The organism is Burkholderia sp. BCC1208, assembly GCF_902833095.1.
Taxonomy (GTDB): domain Bacteria; phylum Pseudomonadota; class Gammaproteobacteria; order Burkholderiales; family Burkholderiaceae; genus Burkholderia.
Genome location: NZ_CADFDY010000001.1, coordinates 806,864 through 825,249, shown reverse-complemented (window position 1 = coordinate 825,249; position 18,386 = coordinate 806,864). Strand labels below are relative to the sequence as shown.

Here is an 18,386-nt window from a genome sequence, read left to right as displayed (position 1 = left end):
GCGGGTTGCAAAGTGTTGCGCCTTTGTAACAAAGTAAAGTGTTTGAAATGTCGCGCGCCGTATCGGGATTAACCCTAGATAATCGGCTCCGGGTTCGATTCCAGGTTTTTTTACGAACCCCTGTCAACGGGTCTTCGTTTCAAACGTTCTATGCCTGTCGCGTCGCCGACGCTCCTTGAGCAGCGCGGGTTTCGACGCTCCCGGCAGGCTGATTCGTCCGATGTTCGGACGACATGCATCCAGCCCGGACCGCCGGCAGGTTGCCGACCCATACCTGGTTTTTTGCCGATTTTTTAGGAGTTACGCATGCGAATCGCCCAAATCGCTCCGTTGCACGAAGCGGTGCCCCCGAAACTGTACGGCGGCACCGAGCGGGTGGTGTCCTACCTCACCGAAGCACTTGTCGAGATGGGGCATGACGTCACGCTCTTCGCGAGCGGCGATTCGCAAACTTCCGCGAAGCTCGAAGCGTGCTGGCCGCAGGCGCTGCGCCTCGACCCAACGATCCGCGACGTGATGGCCCCGCACATGCTGCTCCTCGAGCAGGTGCGCCGTCGCGCGGAAGAGTTCGACGTCCTGCACTGCCACATCGATTACTACCCGTTCTCGCTGTTCTCGCGCCAGCCGGTCCCGCATCTGACGACGATGCACGGCCGTCTCGACCTGCCGGAACTGCAGCCGATCTTCAATGCATTCAGCGACGTGCCGGTCGTGTCGATCTCCGACAACCAGCGCATCCCGCTGCCGCAGGCGAACTGGCTGTCGACCGTCTACCACGGCCTGCCGGAAAACCTGCTGACGCCGATCCCGAACGTGAAGCCGAGCTACCTCGCGTTCCTCGGCCGCATCTCGCCGGAGAAGCGCGTCGACACGGCGATCCGCATCGCCGAGCAGGCCGGCCTGCCGATCAAGATCGCCGCGAAGCTCGACAAGGCCGACCGCGCGTACTACGAAGAGAAGATCAAGCCGCTGTTCGCGCTGCCGCACGTCGAGTACATCGGCGAAATCAGCGAGTCCGAAAAGGCCGAATTCCTCGGCAACGCGCACGCGCTGCTGTTCCCGATCGACTGGCCGGAGCCTTTCGGCCTGGTGATGATCGAGGCGATGGCCTGCGGCACGCCGGTGATCGCGTTCAAGCGCGGCTCGGTGCCGGAAGTGATCGACAACGGCGTGTCGGGCTTCGTCGTCGAAGACGAGCTGTCGGCCGTCGCCGCGCTCAAGCGCCTCGATACGCTGCCGCGCGAGAAGGTTCGCGCCGCGTTCGAAGCCCGTTTCTCGTCGAAGGTGATGGCGCAGAACTACGTGAAGGGCTACGAGGAACTGCTGCGCCAGAAGCGCCGCACGGTGCTCCGCGAAGTCAACGCAAGCTGATCGCGGGCCGCCGCCGCATGGCGGCGCGCGGCCGTCACGACGCCCCGTCCGGGTTTTCCGGCGGGGCGTTGTCACATCTGCGGCGCGGATCTGTTGTATTCTCGCCGCGCCCGGCGCTGCGAACGGCCTCCGAAGCGGCCCGGCACGCCATCCGGCCATCTGTCCAGACGGTAATGTCCCTATAATGGCCGTGCCGTGAAATCCGGCCCAGTACGAATATCCAGAGGAGAGCAGTCTTGGCGAGAACGAAAACCACGCGCGCAGCGCCGGCCCCCGGCGCCGGCGTGATCTTCGCGTTGCGCGCGATCGGTCTCGTGCTGCTCGCGCGCTGGCTGTTCTCGATGTCCCAGATGGGTTATCGCTCGTCGCTGTCGGCGATGGTGTCGTCGCCGTGGGCATTCATCTATCTCATCCTGATCTTCCTGCTGCTCGCGCTGCCGGGCGCCGCCGCACGGGCCGAGCGGCCGTTCCATCCGCTGCCGCAGTGGCTGCGCCAGGCGCTGCGCGTGTTCGCGCTGATCGGTCTCCTGTTCGCCGTGTGGTCGATCGGCGCGTTCACGTGGGCGGCCGGCTGGCGCCGTGCGCTGCATGCGGTGACGGCGACCAACGGCTGGCTCGTCGCCGCGCCGGCGCTGTACGCGGCGATCGTATGGATCTGCCGGCCGCGGCCGCTGTGGCGGACCAACGTGGCCGCGCGCCGCTTCGCGGTCGGCCGGTATGCGATTTCGCTCGACGTGCTGACGCGCACCGCGATCGTCTGGATGGAAAGCCGCAAGGTGGGCCAGTACGACGCGCGCGAACTGTCGGTGCGCTGGCCCGGCCGCGTGGCGCCCGCCGCGGGCGAGCAAGGCGCGCAGCCGGCGGTCGTGCCGCCGCGCCGCGGCAGCCTGTTCAATCGACCGAAGGTGGAACTGCTGTGGGATTCGCCGGCGGCTGTCGGCCATAACCGGCAGATCGTGATGCGCACGCCGCTCGCGACCGAAGGCGATCGGGTCGCGGTGCTCGCGCTCGACGCGGCGCTCAAGCAGATCGTCTGATAGGGCCCGCAGCGGTTGCGGGCGACAAGGAGGCGCGATGATCGTCCGTTGGTTGCTGGCTGCCATTCACCTGAGTGCGTTCGGCGTCGCGTTTGCCGCGATCGCGGGGCGTAACCGCGCGTTGCGCCGGCTCGTCGCATCGGCGCAGGCGGCAGATTTGCCCGGCGTGTTCAAGGCCGATGCGGTCTGGGGACTGTCCGCGCTCGTGCTGATCGCGACGGGCCTTGCGCGCGCGTTCGGCGGTTTCGAGAAAGGGACCGCGTACTACCTGCACGAACCGCTCTTTCACCTGAAGATGACTGCGCTCGTGCTGATCCTGCTGCTCGAGATCGCGCCGATGCTGGGGCTGATCCGCTGGCGTGTTGCCGCGCGGCGGCAGCAGATGCCCGATATCGGCCGTGCGCGCACCTATGTGCGGATCGGCCACTGGCAGGCGCTGCTGGTGATCGTCATCGTGTTCGCCGCGTCGGGGATGGCGCGGGGGATAGGGACGCCCGGTTAGGGACGCCCGGTTAGGGGCGCCCGGCTAGGGGCGCCCGGCTAGGGGCGCCCGGCTAGGGGCGCCCGGCTAGGGGCGCCCGGCTAGGGGCGCCCGGCTAGGGCGCCCAACTAGGGCTGCCCAGCCAAGTGCGGCCACTCAGGTCCGGCATGGCGACAACCATCCGGATCCCGTTCCACCCGCGAGGCGTTTCAAGCCCGGCGCCAGCCGGACCGACCACGCACCGCATCATGCCTGCCGATTCCCATCCGATCGGGCGGTTTCGCCGCCCGGCTCGCGCTGTGCTCAGCGTACGAGGCAGGGGCGCTTGTTGTTGAACGTCCAGCCCGGGATCAGATACTGCATCGCCGCCGCGTCGTCGCGGGCGCCGAGGCCGTGCTGCTTGTACAGCTCGTGTGCGAGCGCGACCGCATCCATGTCGATGTCGATGCCGAGCCCCGGCCGCTTCGGCACTTCCACCAGCCCGTTCTCGATCTTCAGCGGCTCGCGCGTCAGCCGTTCGCCGTCCTGCCAGATCCAGTGCGTATCGATCGCGGTGACCTGGCCCGGCGCCGCGGCTGCGACGTGCGTGAACATCGCGAGCGACACGTCGAAGTGGTTGTTCGAATGCGAACCCCACGTGAGGCCCCAGTCGCGGCACATCTGCGCGACCCGCACCGACCCCTGCATCGTCCAGAAGTGCGGATCGGCGAGCGGGATGTCGACGGCGTGCAACTGCACCGCATGGCCCATCTGCCGCCAGTCGGTCGCGATCATGTTGGTCGCCGTCGGCAGCCCCGTCGCGCGGCGGAATTCGGCCATCACCTCGCGGCCCGAGTATCCGTTCTCCGCGCCGCACGGATCTTCCGCATACGCGAGCACGTGATGCTGGTCGCGGCACAGCCGCACGGCCTCGTCGAGCGACCATGCGCCGTTCGGATCGAGCGTCACGCGCGCGTCGGGGAAGCGCTCCGCGAGCGCCGTCACGGCTTCGATCTCGCTTGCGCCGTCGAATACGCCGCCTTTCAGCTTGAAGTCGTTGAAGCCGTAGCGCGCATGCGCGGCTTCGGCGAGCCGCACGATGGCTTCGGGCGTCAGCGCGGCTTCGTCGCGCACGCGCGTCCAGTCGTCGGTCGCGCCGCGGCCGTCGCGATAGGGGAGCGCCGTCTTCGTGCGATCGCCGACGTAGAACAGGTAGCCGAGCATCTCGACGCGCTCGCGCTGCTGGCCTTCGCCGAGCAGCGCGGCGACCGGTACGCCCAGATGCTGGCCGAGCAGGTCGAGCAGCGCGGCTTCGAGGGCGGTGACCGCGTGGATCGTCGTGCGCAGGTCGAAGGTCTGCAGCCCGCGGCCGCTCGCGTCGCGGTCGGCGAAGGTGCGCCGCACATCGTTGAGCACCGCGTGATAGTTGCCAACCGGCTGGCCGACGACGAGCGCGCGCGCGTCGTCGAGCGTGCGGCGGATGCTTTCGCCGCCGGGCACTTCGCCGACGCCCGTGCGGCCCGCGCTGTCCTTCAGGATCAGGAGGTTGCGAGTGAAGAACGGGCCGTGCGCGCCGCTCAGGTTGAGCAGCATGCTGTCGTGGCCGGCGACCGGAATCGCTTGCAGGTCGACGATGCGCGGCGTGTCGTGGGAAGGCGAGGCAGTGACGGCGTTCATGGGCGGCGATGGCGAAAGAGTGGGCGATGCCGTGCGGCAAAAGCTTTGCCGCGCGCGGCGGGAGGTGCGATCATTCGACAACCGACGTGCGCGGCGCGCAAGCCCCGCATGTCGACGCAACCCGAAAGAGGGGTGGGAGCGACAACCGGCCGGCGGAGCGCAGAACGCGAACGCAGGTCGATCGTCACGCACGGGACCGGGCGGTGCTGAACAGCCGACCTGAGTCGACAGGAGATCCGTGCGCCGATCATCAGTCGTCGGATGACTTGTGACGCAGTATAATGAATCATCGGCTTTCGCTCAAACCCCGCGTAAACCCTCGGCTCACATTACGATCATTCAAAAAGGAACCGGCCACATGTCCGTGCCTACGCTTCCCGCAGCGCCGCGCCGTCGCGCACGCAGCCTCGCACAAGATGTCGTCGACGCGCTGACCGTGCAGATCGAAAACGGCACGCTGCGTCCCGGCGACAAGCTGCCGACCGAAACCGAAGTCATGGCGGCGCAGGGCGTGAGCCGCACGGTCGTGCGCGAAGCGATCTCGCGGATGCAGGCGAGCGGCCTCGTCGAGACGCGCCACGGCATCGGCAGCTTCGTACTGGAGCCGTCGCGCCGCCAGACGCTCGGCATCGATCCCGCGACGATCACGACGCTGCGAGACGTGCTCGCGGTGCTGGAGCTGCGCATCAGCCTCGAAAGCGAGTGCGCGAGCCTCGCCGCGCAGCGTGCGAACGATACCGACCTCGCCGCGCTGCGGCGCGCGCTCGACGCGATCGCGACGGGCGCGGGCGGCGGCCGCGACACCGCGCAGCTCGACTTCCAGTTCCACCTGCAGATCGCCCAATCCACCGGCAACCGCTATTTCGTCGACATCATGACGCAGCTCGGCACCTCGATCATCCCGCGCACGCGGGTGAATTCGGCGCGCTTTGCCGGCGACGACCTCGAGCGCTACGTCGGCCGGCTGAACCACGAGCACGAGGACATCTACGAGGCGATCGCGCGCCACGACCCGGAAGCCGCCCGCGCCGCGATGCGCACGCACCTCACGAACAGCCGCGAGCGGCTGCGCCGCGCGCACGAGGCAGCCGAGGCCGAAGCCGGCTGACCGTTGCGTCGTGGGGCTCGCGCGGCTGCGAGCCCGGCCGCATCGCTTCAACATCAGTCGTCATACAAGATCGGTATGACCATCTCGATCTCCGCGGCCAGACGGCGTTGACGCCGCCGGCCGCCTGCCTCGTCGATCAGCCTCCCTTCGTCACGATCGTTTTCCACGCACCGTTCTTCACCTGGTACAGCGTCGACATCCCACTCTTCAGCGAGCCGTCGTTCGCGAACGAGATACGGCCGGTCACGCCTTCGAAGTCGATTTTCTTGAGCGCCGGGCGATAGGCCTTCGGGTCGGTCGAACCGGCCGCCTGCATCGCCTTGATCGCCGCCCATGCGGCGTCGTAGCCGAATTGCGCATACGACAGCACGTCGACGCCGAAGCGCTTCTTGAAGCGCGCCTCGAAATCCTTCCCCTGCGGCAACTCGTCGAGCGGCCGGCCGTATTCCCACGCCATCGCGCCTTCGGCGGCCGGCCCCGCGATCTTGATGAACTCGTTGTCCTTCACGCCGCCGCCGCCGACGAACTGCGCGTTCAGCCCGAGCTGCCGCATCTGCTTGATGAAGTTCGCGGCGAGCGAATCGAGGCCGCCGAAGAAGATCAGGTCGGGGTTCTTGCCCTTCAGGCTCGTGATCTGCGCGCGGAAATCGACCGCCTGGTTGCTGGTGAACTCGCGCCCGATGAGGTTGCCGCCGGCGGCTTTCACGGCCTTCTCGAATTCGTCGGCCTCGCCCTGGCCGAACGCGGTGCGGTCGTCGATGATCGCGATGCGCTTCGCCTTCGTCACGTCGACCGCGTACTTGCCCGCGTTGCCGGCATTCTGGCCGTCGGTCGCGATCACCATGAACATGTTCGCGAGCCCGCGCGACGTGAGCGTCGGGTTGGTCGCGGCCGGGTCGATCACCGGAACGCCGGCCTTGTCGTAGACCACCGACGCCGGGATCGTCGTCCCCGAGTTGAAGTGACCGACCACGACCGACACGTTCTGGTCGACCAGCGCCTGCGCGGCCTGCACGCCGATGCGCGGGTCGGCCTGGTCGTCCTGCACGACGAGATTGAAGTGGGCAGGCTTGCCGGCGATCTGCACCTTCTGCGCGACCGCGTCGTCGAGCGCGAGCTGTACGCCGTTTTGCAGATCCTTGCCGTAGCCGGCGTTCACGCCCGTGAGCGGCGCGGCGAAGCCGACCTTCACGTCGGTTGCGTCGGCAGCCTGGGCGGCCTGTTGCGAGAGGAGGGCAAGCGCGGATGCAATCGACACCGACAGCAGGGAATGACGGAATTTCATGTTGTTCCTCTTGTTCGACACCTGCGAGTGGGTACCGCACGCGTTCGGGCGGGCCGGGCGCGTGCGACGGGCGGGCGGTTCGACCGCTTCTCCGAATCGGGCGGGGAGGTCGGCATCGTGATCCTCGGAACATCTCCCGTCAGGCTCCGCGAAGAGCCCCGATTGCCTCGATATATAGGTCGCCGATATGCACGGGTCTTGGAAATTTGCCGCGCATTCGATGCGGATTTGCGCATAGCTTCCGCGCGTGCGCGGGCGGCCGGTATCGGGAGTTTCCCGTCGCGAACGGAACAGGCGGGGGAGGAAGGGGGGCGGAGCGGGGCAAACGCAGCGGCGCGGCCCACCGGGGCCGCGCCGCGTCGGGTCGGCGTCAGTCGGACAGGGCGTCCGATGCGGCTTCCGCGTCGTCGTGCGATGCGGTCGTGCGGATCAGCGGGTCACTGGTGCTCGGGCGGCCCGTTTCGACGTGGCCCGCGAAGCGGCGCAGGAAGCCCAGCAGCCGGCCGTCGCTGACGGTCAGGTCGTACCAGCCGTGGCTGCCGCGCAGGTCCCAGTAATCGTCGACGTGCGCGCCCGGCGCGAGGTCGAACGTGCGCGCGTGACCGTGGCCGTACGCGTTCGTGACCTTGAGCCGCACGGCCTTGTGGCCGCGGTTCATCAGGCGCAGCGTGATGTTGCCGTTCGCGACGTCGTAGCCGTAGATCACCTCGGGGTTGACGTTCGCGCTGCCGACGCCGGTCGCGAACGGGCCGCGGAAATGGCAGTAGAAGCCGTTCGGGCCGTACACGTCGAGGTCGTACAGGCCGAGCGACGCGGCGGCGCTCCACGTGTCGGCGACGCGTTTGCCGGCTTCGACCGTGTATGCCCACGGGCCGTCGACGCGATTGCGCGACTGGACCTGGAACGCCGCGCCTGCCCGGCCCGTGTTCGCGAAGGTCAGCCGGAACTGGCCGTTCGCGGCTTCGACGCGGCCGTGCACGAACAACTCGTACGGCAGCGCACGCGCCGGACGCAGCCCGGCCTCCTGTTTCGGCAGCTTCTGCAGCGCCGGCGGGACCGGGATGTAGTCGGGATGGCGCACGCGGTCGGGCGGCGCGTAGCCGCTCGTGTCGGGCAGCGTCGGCCATGCGGCGTCCGCGGTCGCGAACTCGAATGCCGACGTCAGGTCGCCGCACACCGTGCGACGCCACGGCGACACGTTGGCGGCCGTGACCGGATACTGCGCGCCGAACCGCGCCTCGATGAATTGCAGCAGCGACGTGTGATCGAAAGTCTGCGAGCAGACCCAGCCGCCCTTGGTCCACGGCGACACGACGAGCATCGGCACGCGCGGCCCCAGGCCGTACGGGCCGGCCATGTGCGATGCGTCGCCGGGGAATGCCTCGTTGGTCGTCGCGACCGTCGACAGGCCGTTGTCGCGCGACTGCGGCGCGAACGGCGGCGGCACGTGGTCGAAGAAGCCGTCGTTTTCGTCATACGTGATGAAGAGCGCGGTCTTGCTCCACACGTCGGGATTCGACACGAGCGCCTTCAGCACCTGCTCGATGTACCACGCGCCGTAGTTGGCGGGCCAGTTCGGATGCTCGGAATACGCTTCCGGCGCGCAGATCCACGACACCTGCGGCAGCGTGCCGTTCTTCACGTCCTGCTGCAGCACGTCGAACAGCGTGCCGCCGGCGCTGATGTTGGTGCCGGTACGCGCCTTGTCATACAGCGGCGTGCCGGGCAGCGCGGTGCGGTACTGGTTGAAGTAGAGCAGCGAGTTGTCGCCGTAGTTGCCGATGTACGGGTTTTGCGTCCAGCCCCACGAGCCGTTTGCGTCGAGCCCCGTGCCGACGTCCTGGTAGATCTTCCACGACACGCCGGCCTGTTCGAGCACTTCCGGATAGGTGGTCCAGCCGTAGCCCTTTTCGTCGTTGCCGAGCACCGGGCCGCCGCCCGTGCCGTCGTTGCCGACGTAGCCCGTCCACATGTAATAGCGGTTCGGATCGGTCGAGCTGGGGATCGCGCAGTGGTAGGCGTCGCAGATCGTGAACGCGTCGGCGAGCTGGTAGTGGAACGGGATGTCGTCGCGCTTCAGGTACGCCATCGTCGTGGTGCCCTTGTTCGGCACCCACTGGTCGTAGCGGCCCTTGTTCCAGGCGGCGTGCATGTCCTGCCAGCCGTGCGGCAGATCCTGCAGGAACTGCAGGCCGAGCTTGTCGGCGCCCGGGTGGAACGGCAGCAGTTCGGCCGGGCCGACCGGCTGGTGAAACACCGACTTGCCGTTCGCGAGACGCAGCGGGCGCGGGTCACCGAAGCCACGGACACCGCGCATCGTGCCGAAGTAGTGGTCGAACGAACGGTTCTCCTGCATCAGGATCACGATGTGTTCGATGTCGCGGATCGTGCCGGTGCGGCGGTTCGCGGGAATCGCGAGTGCATCGCGGATCACGGGCGGAAACAGGTTCAGCGCGGCGGCGCCGGCAGTGCCGGCGGCGACGCGCAGGAAGTCACGACGGTTCGATCGGGTCATGGTCGTTATCGTGCGTTAAAGGGGGAGCCGATTGGCGGGACCTGCGGGAACGGCGCGCGCCGGGTCGCAGGATGCGGCTGCGCCGGTTCGTGCCGCCGCGAGCATAGCGAGGAATCGGTGTCATTCATGTGAAGTCCGGAAACGTTTGCACGCGTGGATCGGATCGCGGCCGGCGGTGCGTCGCCGCACGAACTGCGAGGAAGCGGCGGCGGGCCGGGCGGGCGGCGCGTGGCACGCCGGAGGAGCGGGGAGCGGCGGGACAGCGGGACAGCGGGACAGCGGGACAGCGGGACAGCGGGACAGCGGGATAGCGGAATAGCGGAATAGCGGAATAGCGGAATAGCGGAATAGCGGAATAGCGGGGCGGGAGAGGGAAGGCCAGGACGGCAGAGGACGGCAGAGGACGGCAGAGGACGGCAGCGGCCAGGATGGCGATGCGCACGCGTCAGGCGTCAGGCATCAGGCGTCGGTCACCCACGCGCCGAACCATTCGCTCGGCCGCGCGATTTCGTCCTGCGCGGCGACGAGTTCGAGTTCGTAGCGGCGGGCGTCGTAGGTGGCCTTCACGACCGCATGCACGGCCGCGAGCGTGTGCTCGAACGCGGCGCGCACCGAGTCGCCGCGCAGCCGGCACGCGACGAAGATCGCGCTGGTCAGGTCGCCGACGCCGACCGGATGGCGCGGAAACGCATACAGCGGCCGCTGGCCGATCCACGCTTCGGTTTCGGTGACGGCGAGCATGTTGAAACGGTCGGCCGGGCTGTTGCGGTCGTGCAGGTGCTTGACGAGGATGATCTTCGGGCCGCGGCGGATCAGCGCCCGGCACGCGTCGACGGCTTCGGCGACGGTCTCGATGCGCCGCCCGGCGAGCTTCTGCAGTTCGGTGTGGTTCGGCGACATGCCGTCCGCGAGCGCGGGCACTTCCTGGACGATGAATTCCTCGACGCCGGGCTCGGGCCGGATGCCGCCCGTCTGGCCCATCGCCGGATCGCAGAAGTACCACGCGTTCGGATTCATCGCTTTCACCGAGCGCACGATCTCGACCGCCGCGCGTGCCTGCGGCGGCGAGCCGAGGAAGCCGGACAGCACCGCGTCGCAACGCTTGAGCGCGCCGATGGCGGCCACGCCGTCGACGAGCTGTTCCATCTTCGCGGCATCGATCGCGCTGCCGGCCCAGTGGCCGTACTGCATGTGATTCGACAGCTGGACGGTGTTGAGCGGCCAGACGTTGATGCCGAGACGCTGCATCGGGAACACGGCCGCACTGTTGCCGGCATGGCCGTAGATGACGTGCGACTGAATGCTGAGGACGTTTTTCATGGGAATTCGCCTGCACGCGTTTCAGGGTCACGTCACACGATACCCGAGTTCGTCATACGCGCGGAAGTCGCGCGGCCCCGGAGTGTTGCGCGCCGTCGTCACGCGAGCGCGTAGAATCGCGGGGCGCGACGCAGCACGGCTGCAGCCCGGCTGCCCGCGCGCGTCCCCAATCACCGTGATCGCCATGCTTTCGATTTGCAAGATGTTGTCCGTCGCGCGCGCCGCCGTGCTCGGCGCGAGTGCCGCCGCCGCATGCGCGATGCCCTTTGCGGCCATCGCCGCGACGGCCGTCGCCAACGACGGGCCCGTGTACGGCCCGCGCCTGGAAGGGTTCGCGTATCCGGCGCCCGTGCACGAGTACGCGTTCGTGTCGCAGCGCGAAACCCTCGAGATGGCGTACCTTGACGTGCAGCCCGCCCACCCGAACGGCCGCACCATCGTGCTGCTGCACGGCAAGAACTTCTGTGCGGCGACCTGGGAGGACACGATCGGCGTGCTGAGCCGCGCCGGCTATCGCGTGATCGCGCCGGACCAGATCGGCTTCTGCAAGTCGTCGAAGCCCGAGCGCTACCAGTACAGCTTCCAGCAACTCGCGCGCAACACGCACGCGCTGCTCGAATCGGTCGGCGTGAAGTCGGCGACGATCCTGGGCCACTCGACGGGCGGGATGCTCGCGATCCGCTACGCGCTGATGTATCCGAAGGCGACCGACCAGCTCGTGCTCGTGAACCCGATCGGCCTCGAGGACTGGAAGGCGCTCGGCGTGCCGCCGCTGTCGGTCGACTACTGGTATGCGCGCGAACTGAAGACCACGGCCGACGGCATCCGCCGCTACGAGCAGGGCACGTACTACGCGGGCAAGTGGTCGCCGTCGTACGAGCGCTGGGTGCAGATGCTCGCCGGGATGTATCGCGGCGCCGGCCGCGACGCGGTCGCGTGGAACTCCGCGCTGATCTACGACATGATCCTCACGCAGCCGGTGGTCTACGAATTCGGCGCGATCCGCGTGCCGACGCTGCTGATGATCGGCGACAAGGATACGACCGCGATCGGCAAGGACGTCGCGCCGCCCGACGTGCACGCGAAGCTCGGCCGCTATCCGGAGCTCGCGAAGCGCACGCAGGCCGCGATTCCCGGCGCGCAGCTCGTCGAATTCCCGGCGCTCGGACACGCGCCGCAGATCCAGGACCCGGACGCCTTCCACAAGGCGCTGCTCGACGGGCTCGAGGCCGTGCACCCGCAGTGATGCGGGGGCAGGCGGCGAGCGGCCGCGCCGTCAGCTTGCCTCGTTCGCGAGCTCGTCGCGGATCTGCGCGGTCAGCTCGAACGAGCGCAGCCGCGCGGCGTGATCGTAGATCTGCGCGGTGACGATCAGCTCGTCGGCACCCGTCTGCGCGATGCGCTCGCGCAGCTTGTCGCGCACCGTGTCGCGCGAGCCGACTGCCGCGAACGACAGCGAGTGCGCGACGGTCGCGAGTTCGAGTTCGTTCGCCTCGAGCACGTCGACGGGCGGCGGCAGCTTGCCCGGCGTGCCGCGCCGCAGGTTGATGAACTGCTGCTGCAGCGACGTGAACAGGCGCCGTGCCTCGTCGTCGGTCTCGGCCGCGAACACGTTGACGCCGACCATCGCATGCGGCTTCGGCCATGCGGCGGACGGCCGGTACTGCGCGCGATAGATCTCGAGCGCGCGCATCAAATAATCCGGCGCGAAGTGCGACGCGAACGCGAACGGCAGCCCGAGCATCGCCGCGAGCTGCGCGCTGAACAGGCTGGAGCCGAGCAGCCACACCGGCACGTCGAGCCCTGCGCCGGGCACCGCCCGCACGCGCTGGCCGGGTACCGGCTCCGCGAAGTAGCGCTGCAGCTCCGCGACGTCGTCCGGAAACGAGTCCGCGCTGCCGACCAGGTCGCGGCGCAGCGCGCGCGACGTGGTCTGGTCGGTGCCGGGCGCGCGGCCGAGGCCGAGGTCGATGCGCCCCGGATACAGCGACGCGAGCGTGCCGAACTGCTCGGCGATCACGAGCGGCGCATGGTTCGGCAGCATGATGCCGCCCGAGCCGACCCGGATCGTCTGCGTGGCGCCCGCGACGTGGCCGATCACGACCGAGGTGGCCGCACTCGCGATCCCCGGCATGTTGTGATGCTCGGCCAGCCAGTAGCGCCGGTAGCCCCAGCGCTCCGCGTGCTGCGCGAGGTCGACGGTATTACGGAACGCTTGCGAGGCGTCGGCGCCGGCCGGAATGGGGGCGAGATCGAGTACGGAAAAAGGTGTCATCGGAAGACCTTCGAAACGGGGTGGCGTGGTGATGCGCTTACGCAACAAACGCCAAGGATTTTGCCAAAGGGTTCCGGAACGTGCTGGCGGCGCACGGATACCCATGCGCCTTACAGGGGTGCAGGGTTGCTTGCGGCGATCGTTGCAAAAATCAATCTAATCGCTGATTAATTACCAAACTTTACGGCGATTGGAAATGAAACCGCATCGACATACAAATTTGCACGAAACGTTTGATTTTCAAGACTGCAATACGCCTGCAAAGTGCTTACGCTAACGTGAACGTGGCCGGGCCGATCGGGTTCGTCGACCGCTCAGCTTTGCCGGAATCGCACTAGTCCGTTTCTCGTAGCGCCGAGCGCAGGGCGGCGCGGACTGCTAAAATCCGGCGCCTGCCCATGTTGTGCCGATGGAGCCATTCGAGTCTTCCCGCATGCCGTCCTGGCGCTGCGCGGGGATACGCCACGCGAAGCCGGGCATGGCCGAACCCGAACCACGGGTCGTGCCTCCCCATTACAGACGCTGCTGGAACAAGGAGTCGGGTCGTGCCCGCGTTCGTCGTTGTCGGAAAACCGCATCACGCTCAATCACGTTCGAGCGTTCGCCATGGCGCCCAGGTCGCCCGGAGGCGTCGCGCATGACGCCCACCGCAACGCTGCTCGACTGGCTCCTGATCGCGTTCACGCTGGCCGCGGCCGGCTATGCGCTCGTCGCGGCCTTCGCGCCGCGGCCGCGCACGCCGCGCACGGCGGCGCGCGACGGCTTCGAGCCGGTCAGCGTGCTCAAGCCGCTGTGCGGCGCCGAGCCGCACCTGTACGAAAACCTCGCGACCTTCTGCGTGCAGCGCCATCCTCGCCACGAGGTGCTGTTCGGCGTCGCATCGTCCGCCGATCCGGCTATCGCCATCGTCGAGCGGCTGCGCGCCGATCATCCGGAGTGCGACATCACGCTCGTGATCGACGCGCGCGTGCATGGCAAGAACCTGAAGGTCAGCAACTTGATCAATCTCGCCGCGCGCGCGAAATACGGCCGCATCGTGATCGCGGACAGCGACATCGCGGTGCAGCCCGACTATCTGGAGCGCGTGACGGCGCCGCTCGCCGACGCGTCGGTCGGGGTCGTCACGTGCCTGTATCATGCGCGCAGCGTCGGCGGCTTCTGGACGCGGATCGGCGCGCAGTTCGTCGATGCCTGGTTCGCGCCGTCGGTGCGGATCACGCACCTCGGCCGCTCGAGCCGCTTCGGCTTCGGCGCGACGCTCGCGCTCACGCGCGACACGCTCGACCGGATCGGCGGTCTCTTCGCGCTGAAGGACGAGCTGGCCGACGATTTCTGGCTGGCCGAGCTGCCGCGCCGCCTCGGGCGGCGCACCGTGCTGTCGGAGGTCGAGGTCGCGACCGACGTGATCGAACCGTCGTTCGGGCCGCTCTGGCACCGCGAGACGCGCTGGCTGCGCACGATTCGTTCGCTGAACCCGGCCGGCTTCGCGTTCCTGTTCATTACGTTTACCGTGCCGTGGCTCGCGATCGGCGCGGCGCTCGCATTGCGCCTCGACGGCACCTTCGCCGGCTGGCTGGCGGGCGGCGCGGCCGCGGTCGGCGCATTCGGGCGGCTCGTGCTGCATGCGCGCGGCGAGGACGGCTGGCGCGCGTTCTGGCGCGACCTGCCGCTCGTCGCGGTGCGCGACACGCTGCTCGCGCTCGAGTGGCTCGCGGCCGCGTTCGGCACGCACGTCGTGTGGCGCGGCGCGAGAATGACGGTCGTCGGCGGCGAACGCGCGACGGCGGCCGTGGAAGCAGTGGACGGCCGCTAGGGCCGTCGATCGAACCGGCCCGCGGGCCGAGCGCGTCGCAGGCGAAGGCGCGCGGCGCGACATGACAGAGAGGCGGGCGCCGGCATGGCGGCCGCGGTTTTTTGACTGATTCGTTGTAACGAAACGAACTATGCAGGCTACCGGAGCATTCATGAAAACGCTGTTCTTGCAGGCCCCTTCGTATGACGGCTTCGACGGCGGAGCCGGCTCGCGCTATCAGGCGAAGCGCGAAATCCGTTCCTTCTGGTATCCGACCTGGCTCGCGCAGCCGGCCGCCCTCGTGCCGGGCAGCCGCGTCGTCGACGCACCGGCCGACGGCCTGTCGGTCGACGAAACGCTGAAAATCGCCAACGACTACGATCTCGTGATCATTCACACGAGCACGCCGTCGTTCCCGACCGATGCGATGTTCGCGCAGGATCTCAAGAAGATGAAGCCGACGATGCTGGTCGGCATGGTGGGCGCGAAGGTGATGGTCGATCCGCACAACTCGCTCACGGCGAGCGACGCGATCGATTTCGTGTGTCGCGAGGAATTCGACTACACCTGCAAGGAAATCGCCGAAGGCAAGCCGTTCCCCGAGATCCAGGGCTTGAGCTGGCGCGCGAAGGACGGCTCGATCGAGCACAACGAAGCGCGTCCGATCCTCGAGAACATGGACGAACTGCCGTTCGTCGCGCCCGTCTACAAGCGCGACCTGAAGATCGACAACTACTTCATCGGCTACCTGAACTATCCGTACGTATCGATCTACACGGGCCGCGGCTGCAAGTCGCGCTGCACGTTCTGCCTGTGGCCGCAGACGGTCAGCGGCCATCGGTACCGCACGCGCTCGGTCGAGAACGTGCTCGCGGAAGCGAAGTGGATCCGCGACAACATGCCGGAAGTGAAGGAACTGATGTTCGACGACGACACCTTCACCGACGACCTGCCGCGCGCCGAAGCCATCGCCGTTGGCCTGGGCAAGCTCGGCATGACGTGGTCGTGCAACGCGAAGGCCAACGTGCCGTACAAGTCGCTGAAGATCATGAAGGAAAACGGCCTGCGCCTGCTGCTGGTCGGCTTCGAATCGGGCGACGACCAGATCCTCGTGAACATCAAGAAGGGCGTGCGCACCGATTTCGCGCGCCGCTTCAGCGCGGACTGCAAGAAGCTCGGCATCAAGATCCACGGCACCTTCATTCTCGGCCTGCCGGGCGAGACGCAGGAGACCATCAAGAAGACGATCGAGTATGCGAAGGAAATCAATCCGCACACGATCCAGGTCTCGCTCGCCGCCCCGTATCCGGGCACGACGCTCTACAAGCAGGCCGTGGAAAACGGCTGGATGGAAGAGAACAAGACCATCAACCTGGTGAGCAAGGAAGGCGTGCAGCTCGCGGCGATCGGCTACGCGCATCTGTCGCGCGACGAGATCTATCACCACCTCGAGCAGTTCTATCGCCAGTTCTACTTCCGTCCGTCGAAGATCTGGGAGATCGTGCGCGAGATGCTGACGAGCTGGGACATGATGAAGCGCCGCCTGCGCGAAGGTGTCGAGTTCTTCCGCTTCCTGCGCGCGCACGAGGCCTGATTCGTGGCGACGCAGCGGGCGGCGCGGGCGCTGATCTTCACCGCGGACGACTTCGGGCTGCATCCGCGCGTCAACGCGGCGGTCGAGCGTGCGCACCGCGACGGCGTGCTGAACGCCGCCAGCCTGATGGTGGGTGCGCCCGCGGCGCAGGATGCGATCGAACGCGCGCGGCGGCTGCCGTCGCTCGCGGTCGGCCTGCATCTGGTGCTCGCGGACGGGCCGGCCACGCTGCCCGCGCATGACATTCCCGCGCTCGTCGGCCCCGACGGGCGATTCGGCGACGCGATGGCGAAGGACGGCTGTCGCTTCTTCTTCCTGCCGCACGTTCGTGCGCAACTGCGCCGCGAAATCCGTGCGCAGTTCGATGCGTTCGCGGCGAGCGGCCTGCCGCTCGACCACGTGAACGCGCACAAGCATTTCCATCTGCATCCGACCGTGCTGTCGATGATCGTCGAGATCGGCCGCGACTACGGGCTGCGCGCGGTGCGGCTGCCGTACGAAACCGGCGCGCCCGCGCTGCTCAAGCCGTGGATCGCGCTGGTGCGCGCGCGGCTCGACCGGGCCGGGCTCGCGCACAACGACTACGTGGTCGGCATCGAGCATACGGGCGCGATGGACGAGGCCGTGCTGCTCGACGCGCTCGCGAAGCTCCCGCCGGGCGTCGGCGAGATCTACTGCCATCCGGCCGAAGCCGGCGACGGCCCGATCACGCCGACGATGGCCGGCTACCGTCCCGCCGACGAACTGGATGCGCTGCTGTCGCCGCGCGTCGCCGCCGCGCTGAAGGCGGCGGGCGTCGCGACCGGCGGCTTTGCCGACGTGTTCGGCGAGCCCGCGGCACGGCGCGGCGCGCACGCGTCGCGCGCACCGGGAGCGCAGCCGTCATGAGCAAGTGGATCAAGTGGCTCGGCTGGCCGATCGGCATCGGCATCCTGCTCGCGCTGGGGTTGCACGAAGGCATCGGCGACGTGTCGCAGATGCTCGCGCGCGCCGGCTACGCGCTGCTGTGGCTGGTGCCGTTCCACGCGCTGCCGCTGCTGCTCGATGCGTACGGTTGGCACCTGCTGCTCGACCGGCGCAGCTCGCTGCCGTTCCTGTGGTGGATCGCGACCGTGCGCGAGGCCGTGAACCGGCTGCTGCCCGTGGTCGGGATCGGCGGCGAGATCGTCGGCATCCGGCTCGCGCGCTGGCAGGTGCCCGACGCGAGCCGTGTGACTGCGTCGGTGATCGTCGAGGTGCTCGTGACGATCGTCGTGCAGTATGCGTTCGCGGCGCTCGGCCTCGTGCTGCTGCTCGCGACGACCGACAACATGGGCGGCGGCACGATCGGCCTCGCGCTGTTGCTGACGCTGCCGTTGCCGGTGCTCGGCGTGGTGCTGATGCGGCGCGGCGGTATCTTCCATGCGATCGAGCGTTTCGCGGGCCGCCTGCTCGGCGATTCGCATCGGCTGCTGCAGGGCGTCGACGGTCGCCGGCTCGACGCCGACATCGATTCGCTGATGTCGCGCACGGGCCTGCTGTTCAGCACCTTCTTCTGGCAACTGGCCGGCTACGTGCTCGGTGCGCTCGAGATCTACTGGGCGCTCGCGCTGCTCGGCCATCCGGTGTCGATCGGCGGCGCGATCGCGATCGAGGCGATGACGCAGGCGGTGCGGCATGCGGCGTTCATGGTGCCGGGCGGGCTTGGCGTGCAGGAAGCGACCGTCGTACTGCTCGCGCAGATGTTCGGCGTCGACCGCGAGGCGGCGCTGTCGCTCGCGGTGGTCAAGCGCGGGCGCGAGGTGCTGTTCGGTTGCCTCGCGCTCGGCTCGTGGCAGCTTGCCGAGCTGATGCGCACGCGCCGCCGTCTGGGCGTGCCGTCGGCCGGGCCGCGCACGCCGCCGCCGGCGAACCGGGCGTCCGAAACCCGGACCGAAACCGAAACGACGCATTGAACACGAGACGGGCCGCAC

General features: G+C 68.1%; 14 protein-coding genes. 9 read left to right on the top strand and 5 right to left on the bottom strand.

What is annotated here, in order from left to right; translation table 11 throughout:
* Positions 1-306: 306 nt before the first annotated feature.
* The 3 genes from HWX09_RS03655 to HWX09_RS03645 all read left to right on the top strand — a co-directional run bounded on the left by HWX09_RS03655 (position 307) and on the right by HWX09_RS03645 (position 2,910).
* Positions 307-1,371, top strand: a complete 1,065-nt coding sequence (locus HWX09_RS03655; protein WP_027783961.1) for a glycosyltransferase family 4 protein — start codon at positions 307-309, stop codon at positions 1,369-1,371.
* A gap of 236 nt (positions 1,372-1,607) precedes the next feature.
* Positions 1,608-2,408, top strand: a complete 801-nt coding sequence (locus HWX09_RS03650) for a hypothetical protein (RefSeq protein WP_027783962.1) — start codon at positions 1,608-1,610, stop codon at positions 2,406-2,408.
* 37 nt (positions 2,409-2,445) lie between these two features.
* Entirely contained in the window at positions 2,446-2,910 is a 465-nt protein-coding gene (locus HWX09_RS03645) for a DUF2214 family protein (protein ID WP_027783963.1), read from the top strand.
* A 282-nt stretch (positions 2,911-3,192) separates the two neighbouring features.
* On the opposite strand, the gene gudD is transcribed toward HWX09_RS03645, so the two are convergent.
* Positions 3,193-4,545: a glucarate dehydratase gene (gudD, locus tag HWX09_RS03640; RefSeq protein ID WP_027783964.1), complete on the bottom strand. Its 1,353-nt coding sequence runs from the start codon at positions 4,543-4,545 to the stop codon at positions 3,193-3,195.
* A 358-nt stretch (positions 4,546-4,903) separates the two neighbouring features.
* Here gudD and HWX09_RS03635 point away from each other — a divergent pair, with 358 nt between their 5' ends.
* Positions 4,904-5,653, top strand: coding sequence for a FadR/GntR family transcriptional regulator (locus tag HWX09_RS03635; protein ID WP_027783965.1), 750 nt, complete (start codon positions 4,904-4,906; stop codon positions 5,651-5,653).
* 136 nt (positions 5,654-5,789) lie between these two features.
* Here the strand turns inward: HWX09_RS03635 and HWX09_RS03630 are convergent, their stop codons facing one another.
* From HWX09_RS03630 to pdxY, 3 genes are all read right to left on the bottom strand, one after another.
* A complete protein-coding gene (locus HWX09_RS03630) occupies positions 5,790-6,938 on the bottom strand; it encodes a branched-chain amino acid ABC transporter substrate-binding protein (RefSeq protein ID WP_027783966.1) in 1,149 nt (382 codons plus the stop codon).
* A gap of 370 nt (positions 6,939-7,308) precedes the next feature.
* On the bottom strand, positions 7,309-9,453 hold the full coding sequence (locus HWX09_RS03625) for a phospholipase C, phosphocholine-specific (protein WP_027783967.1): 2,145 nt from the start codon (positions 9,451-9,453) through the stop codon (positions 7,309-7,311).
* 459 nt (positions 9,454-9,912) lie between these two features.
* On the bottom strand, positions 9,913-10,773 hold the full coding sequence (pdxY, locus tag HWX09_RS03620; RefSeq protein ID WP_027783968.1) for a pyridoxal kinase PdxY: 861 nt from the start codon (positions 10,771-10,773) through the stop codon (positions 9,913-9,915).
* A gap of 184 nt (positions 10,774-10,957) precedes the next feature.
* On the opposite strand from pdxY, the gene HWX09_RS03615 reads away from it, so the two are divergent.
* Positions 10,958-12,019 carry an alpha/beta hydrolase gene (locus tag HWX09_RS03615; RefSeq protein ID WP_027783969.1) on the top strand — a complete coding sequence of 354 codons (1,062 nt, stop codon included), beginning with the start codon at positions 10,958-10,960 and terminating at the stop codon, positions 12,017-12,019.
* Positions 12,020-12,049: 30 nt separating this feature from the next.
* On the opposite strand, the gene HWX09_RS03610 is transcribed toward HWX09_RS03615, so the two are convergent.
* On the bottom strand, positions 12,050-13,048 hold the full coding sequence (locus HWX09_RS03610) for an LLM class flavin-dependent oxidoreductase (RefSeq protein WP_027783970.1): 999 nt from the start codon (positions 13,046-13,048) through the stop codon (positions 12,050-12,052).
* Between the two features lie 637 nt (positions 13,049-13,685).
* On the opposite strand from HWX09_RS03610, the gene hpnI reads away from it, so the two are divergent.
* The 4 genes from hpnI to HWX09_RS03590 all read left to right on the top strand — a co-directional run bounded on the left by hpnI (position 13,686) and on the right by HWX09_RS03590 (position 18,368).
* Entirely contained in the window at positions 13,686-14,861 is a 1,176-nt protein-coding gene (gene hpnI, locus HWX09_RS03605; RefSeq protein ID WP_027783971.1) for a bacteriohopanetetrol glucosamine biosynthesis glycosyltransferase HpnI, read from the top strand.
* Positions 14,862-15,012: 151 nt separating this feature from the next.
* Positions 15,013-16,434, top strand: coding sequence for a hopanoid biosynthesis associated radical SAM protein HpnJ (gene hpnJ, locus HWX09_RS03600; protein WP_027783972.1), 1,422 nt, complete (start codon positions 15,013-15,015; stop codon positions 16,432-16,434).
* A gap of 3 nt (positions 16,435-16,437) precedes the next feature.
* Positions 16,438-17,322 carry a hopanoid biosynthesis-associated protein HpnK gene (hpnK, locus tag HWX09_RS03595; protein WP_027783973.1) on the top strand — a complete coding sequence of 295 codons (885 nt, stop codon included), beginning with the start codon at positions 16,438-16,440 and terminating at the stop codon, positions 17,320-17,322.
* On the top strand, positions 17,319-18,368 hold the full coding sequence (locus HWX09_RS03590; protein ID WP_027783974.1) for a lysylphosphatidylglycerol synthase domain-containing protein: 1,050 nt from the start codon (positions 17,319-17,321) through the stop codon (positions 18,366-18,368). The genes hpnK and HWX09_RS03590 overlap by 4 nt, the downstream gene beginning before the upstream one ends.
* Positions 18,369-18,386 lie beyond the last annotated feature (18 nt).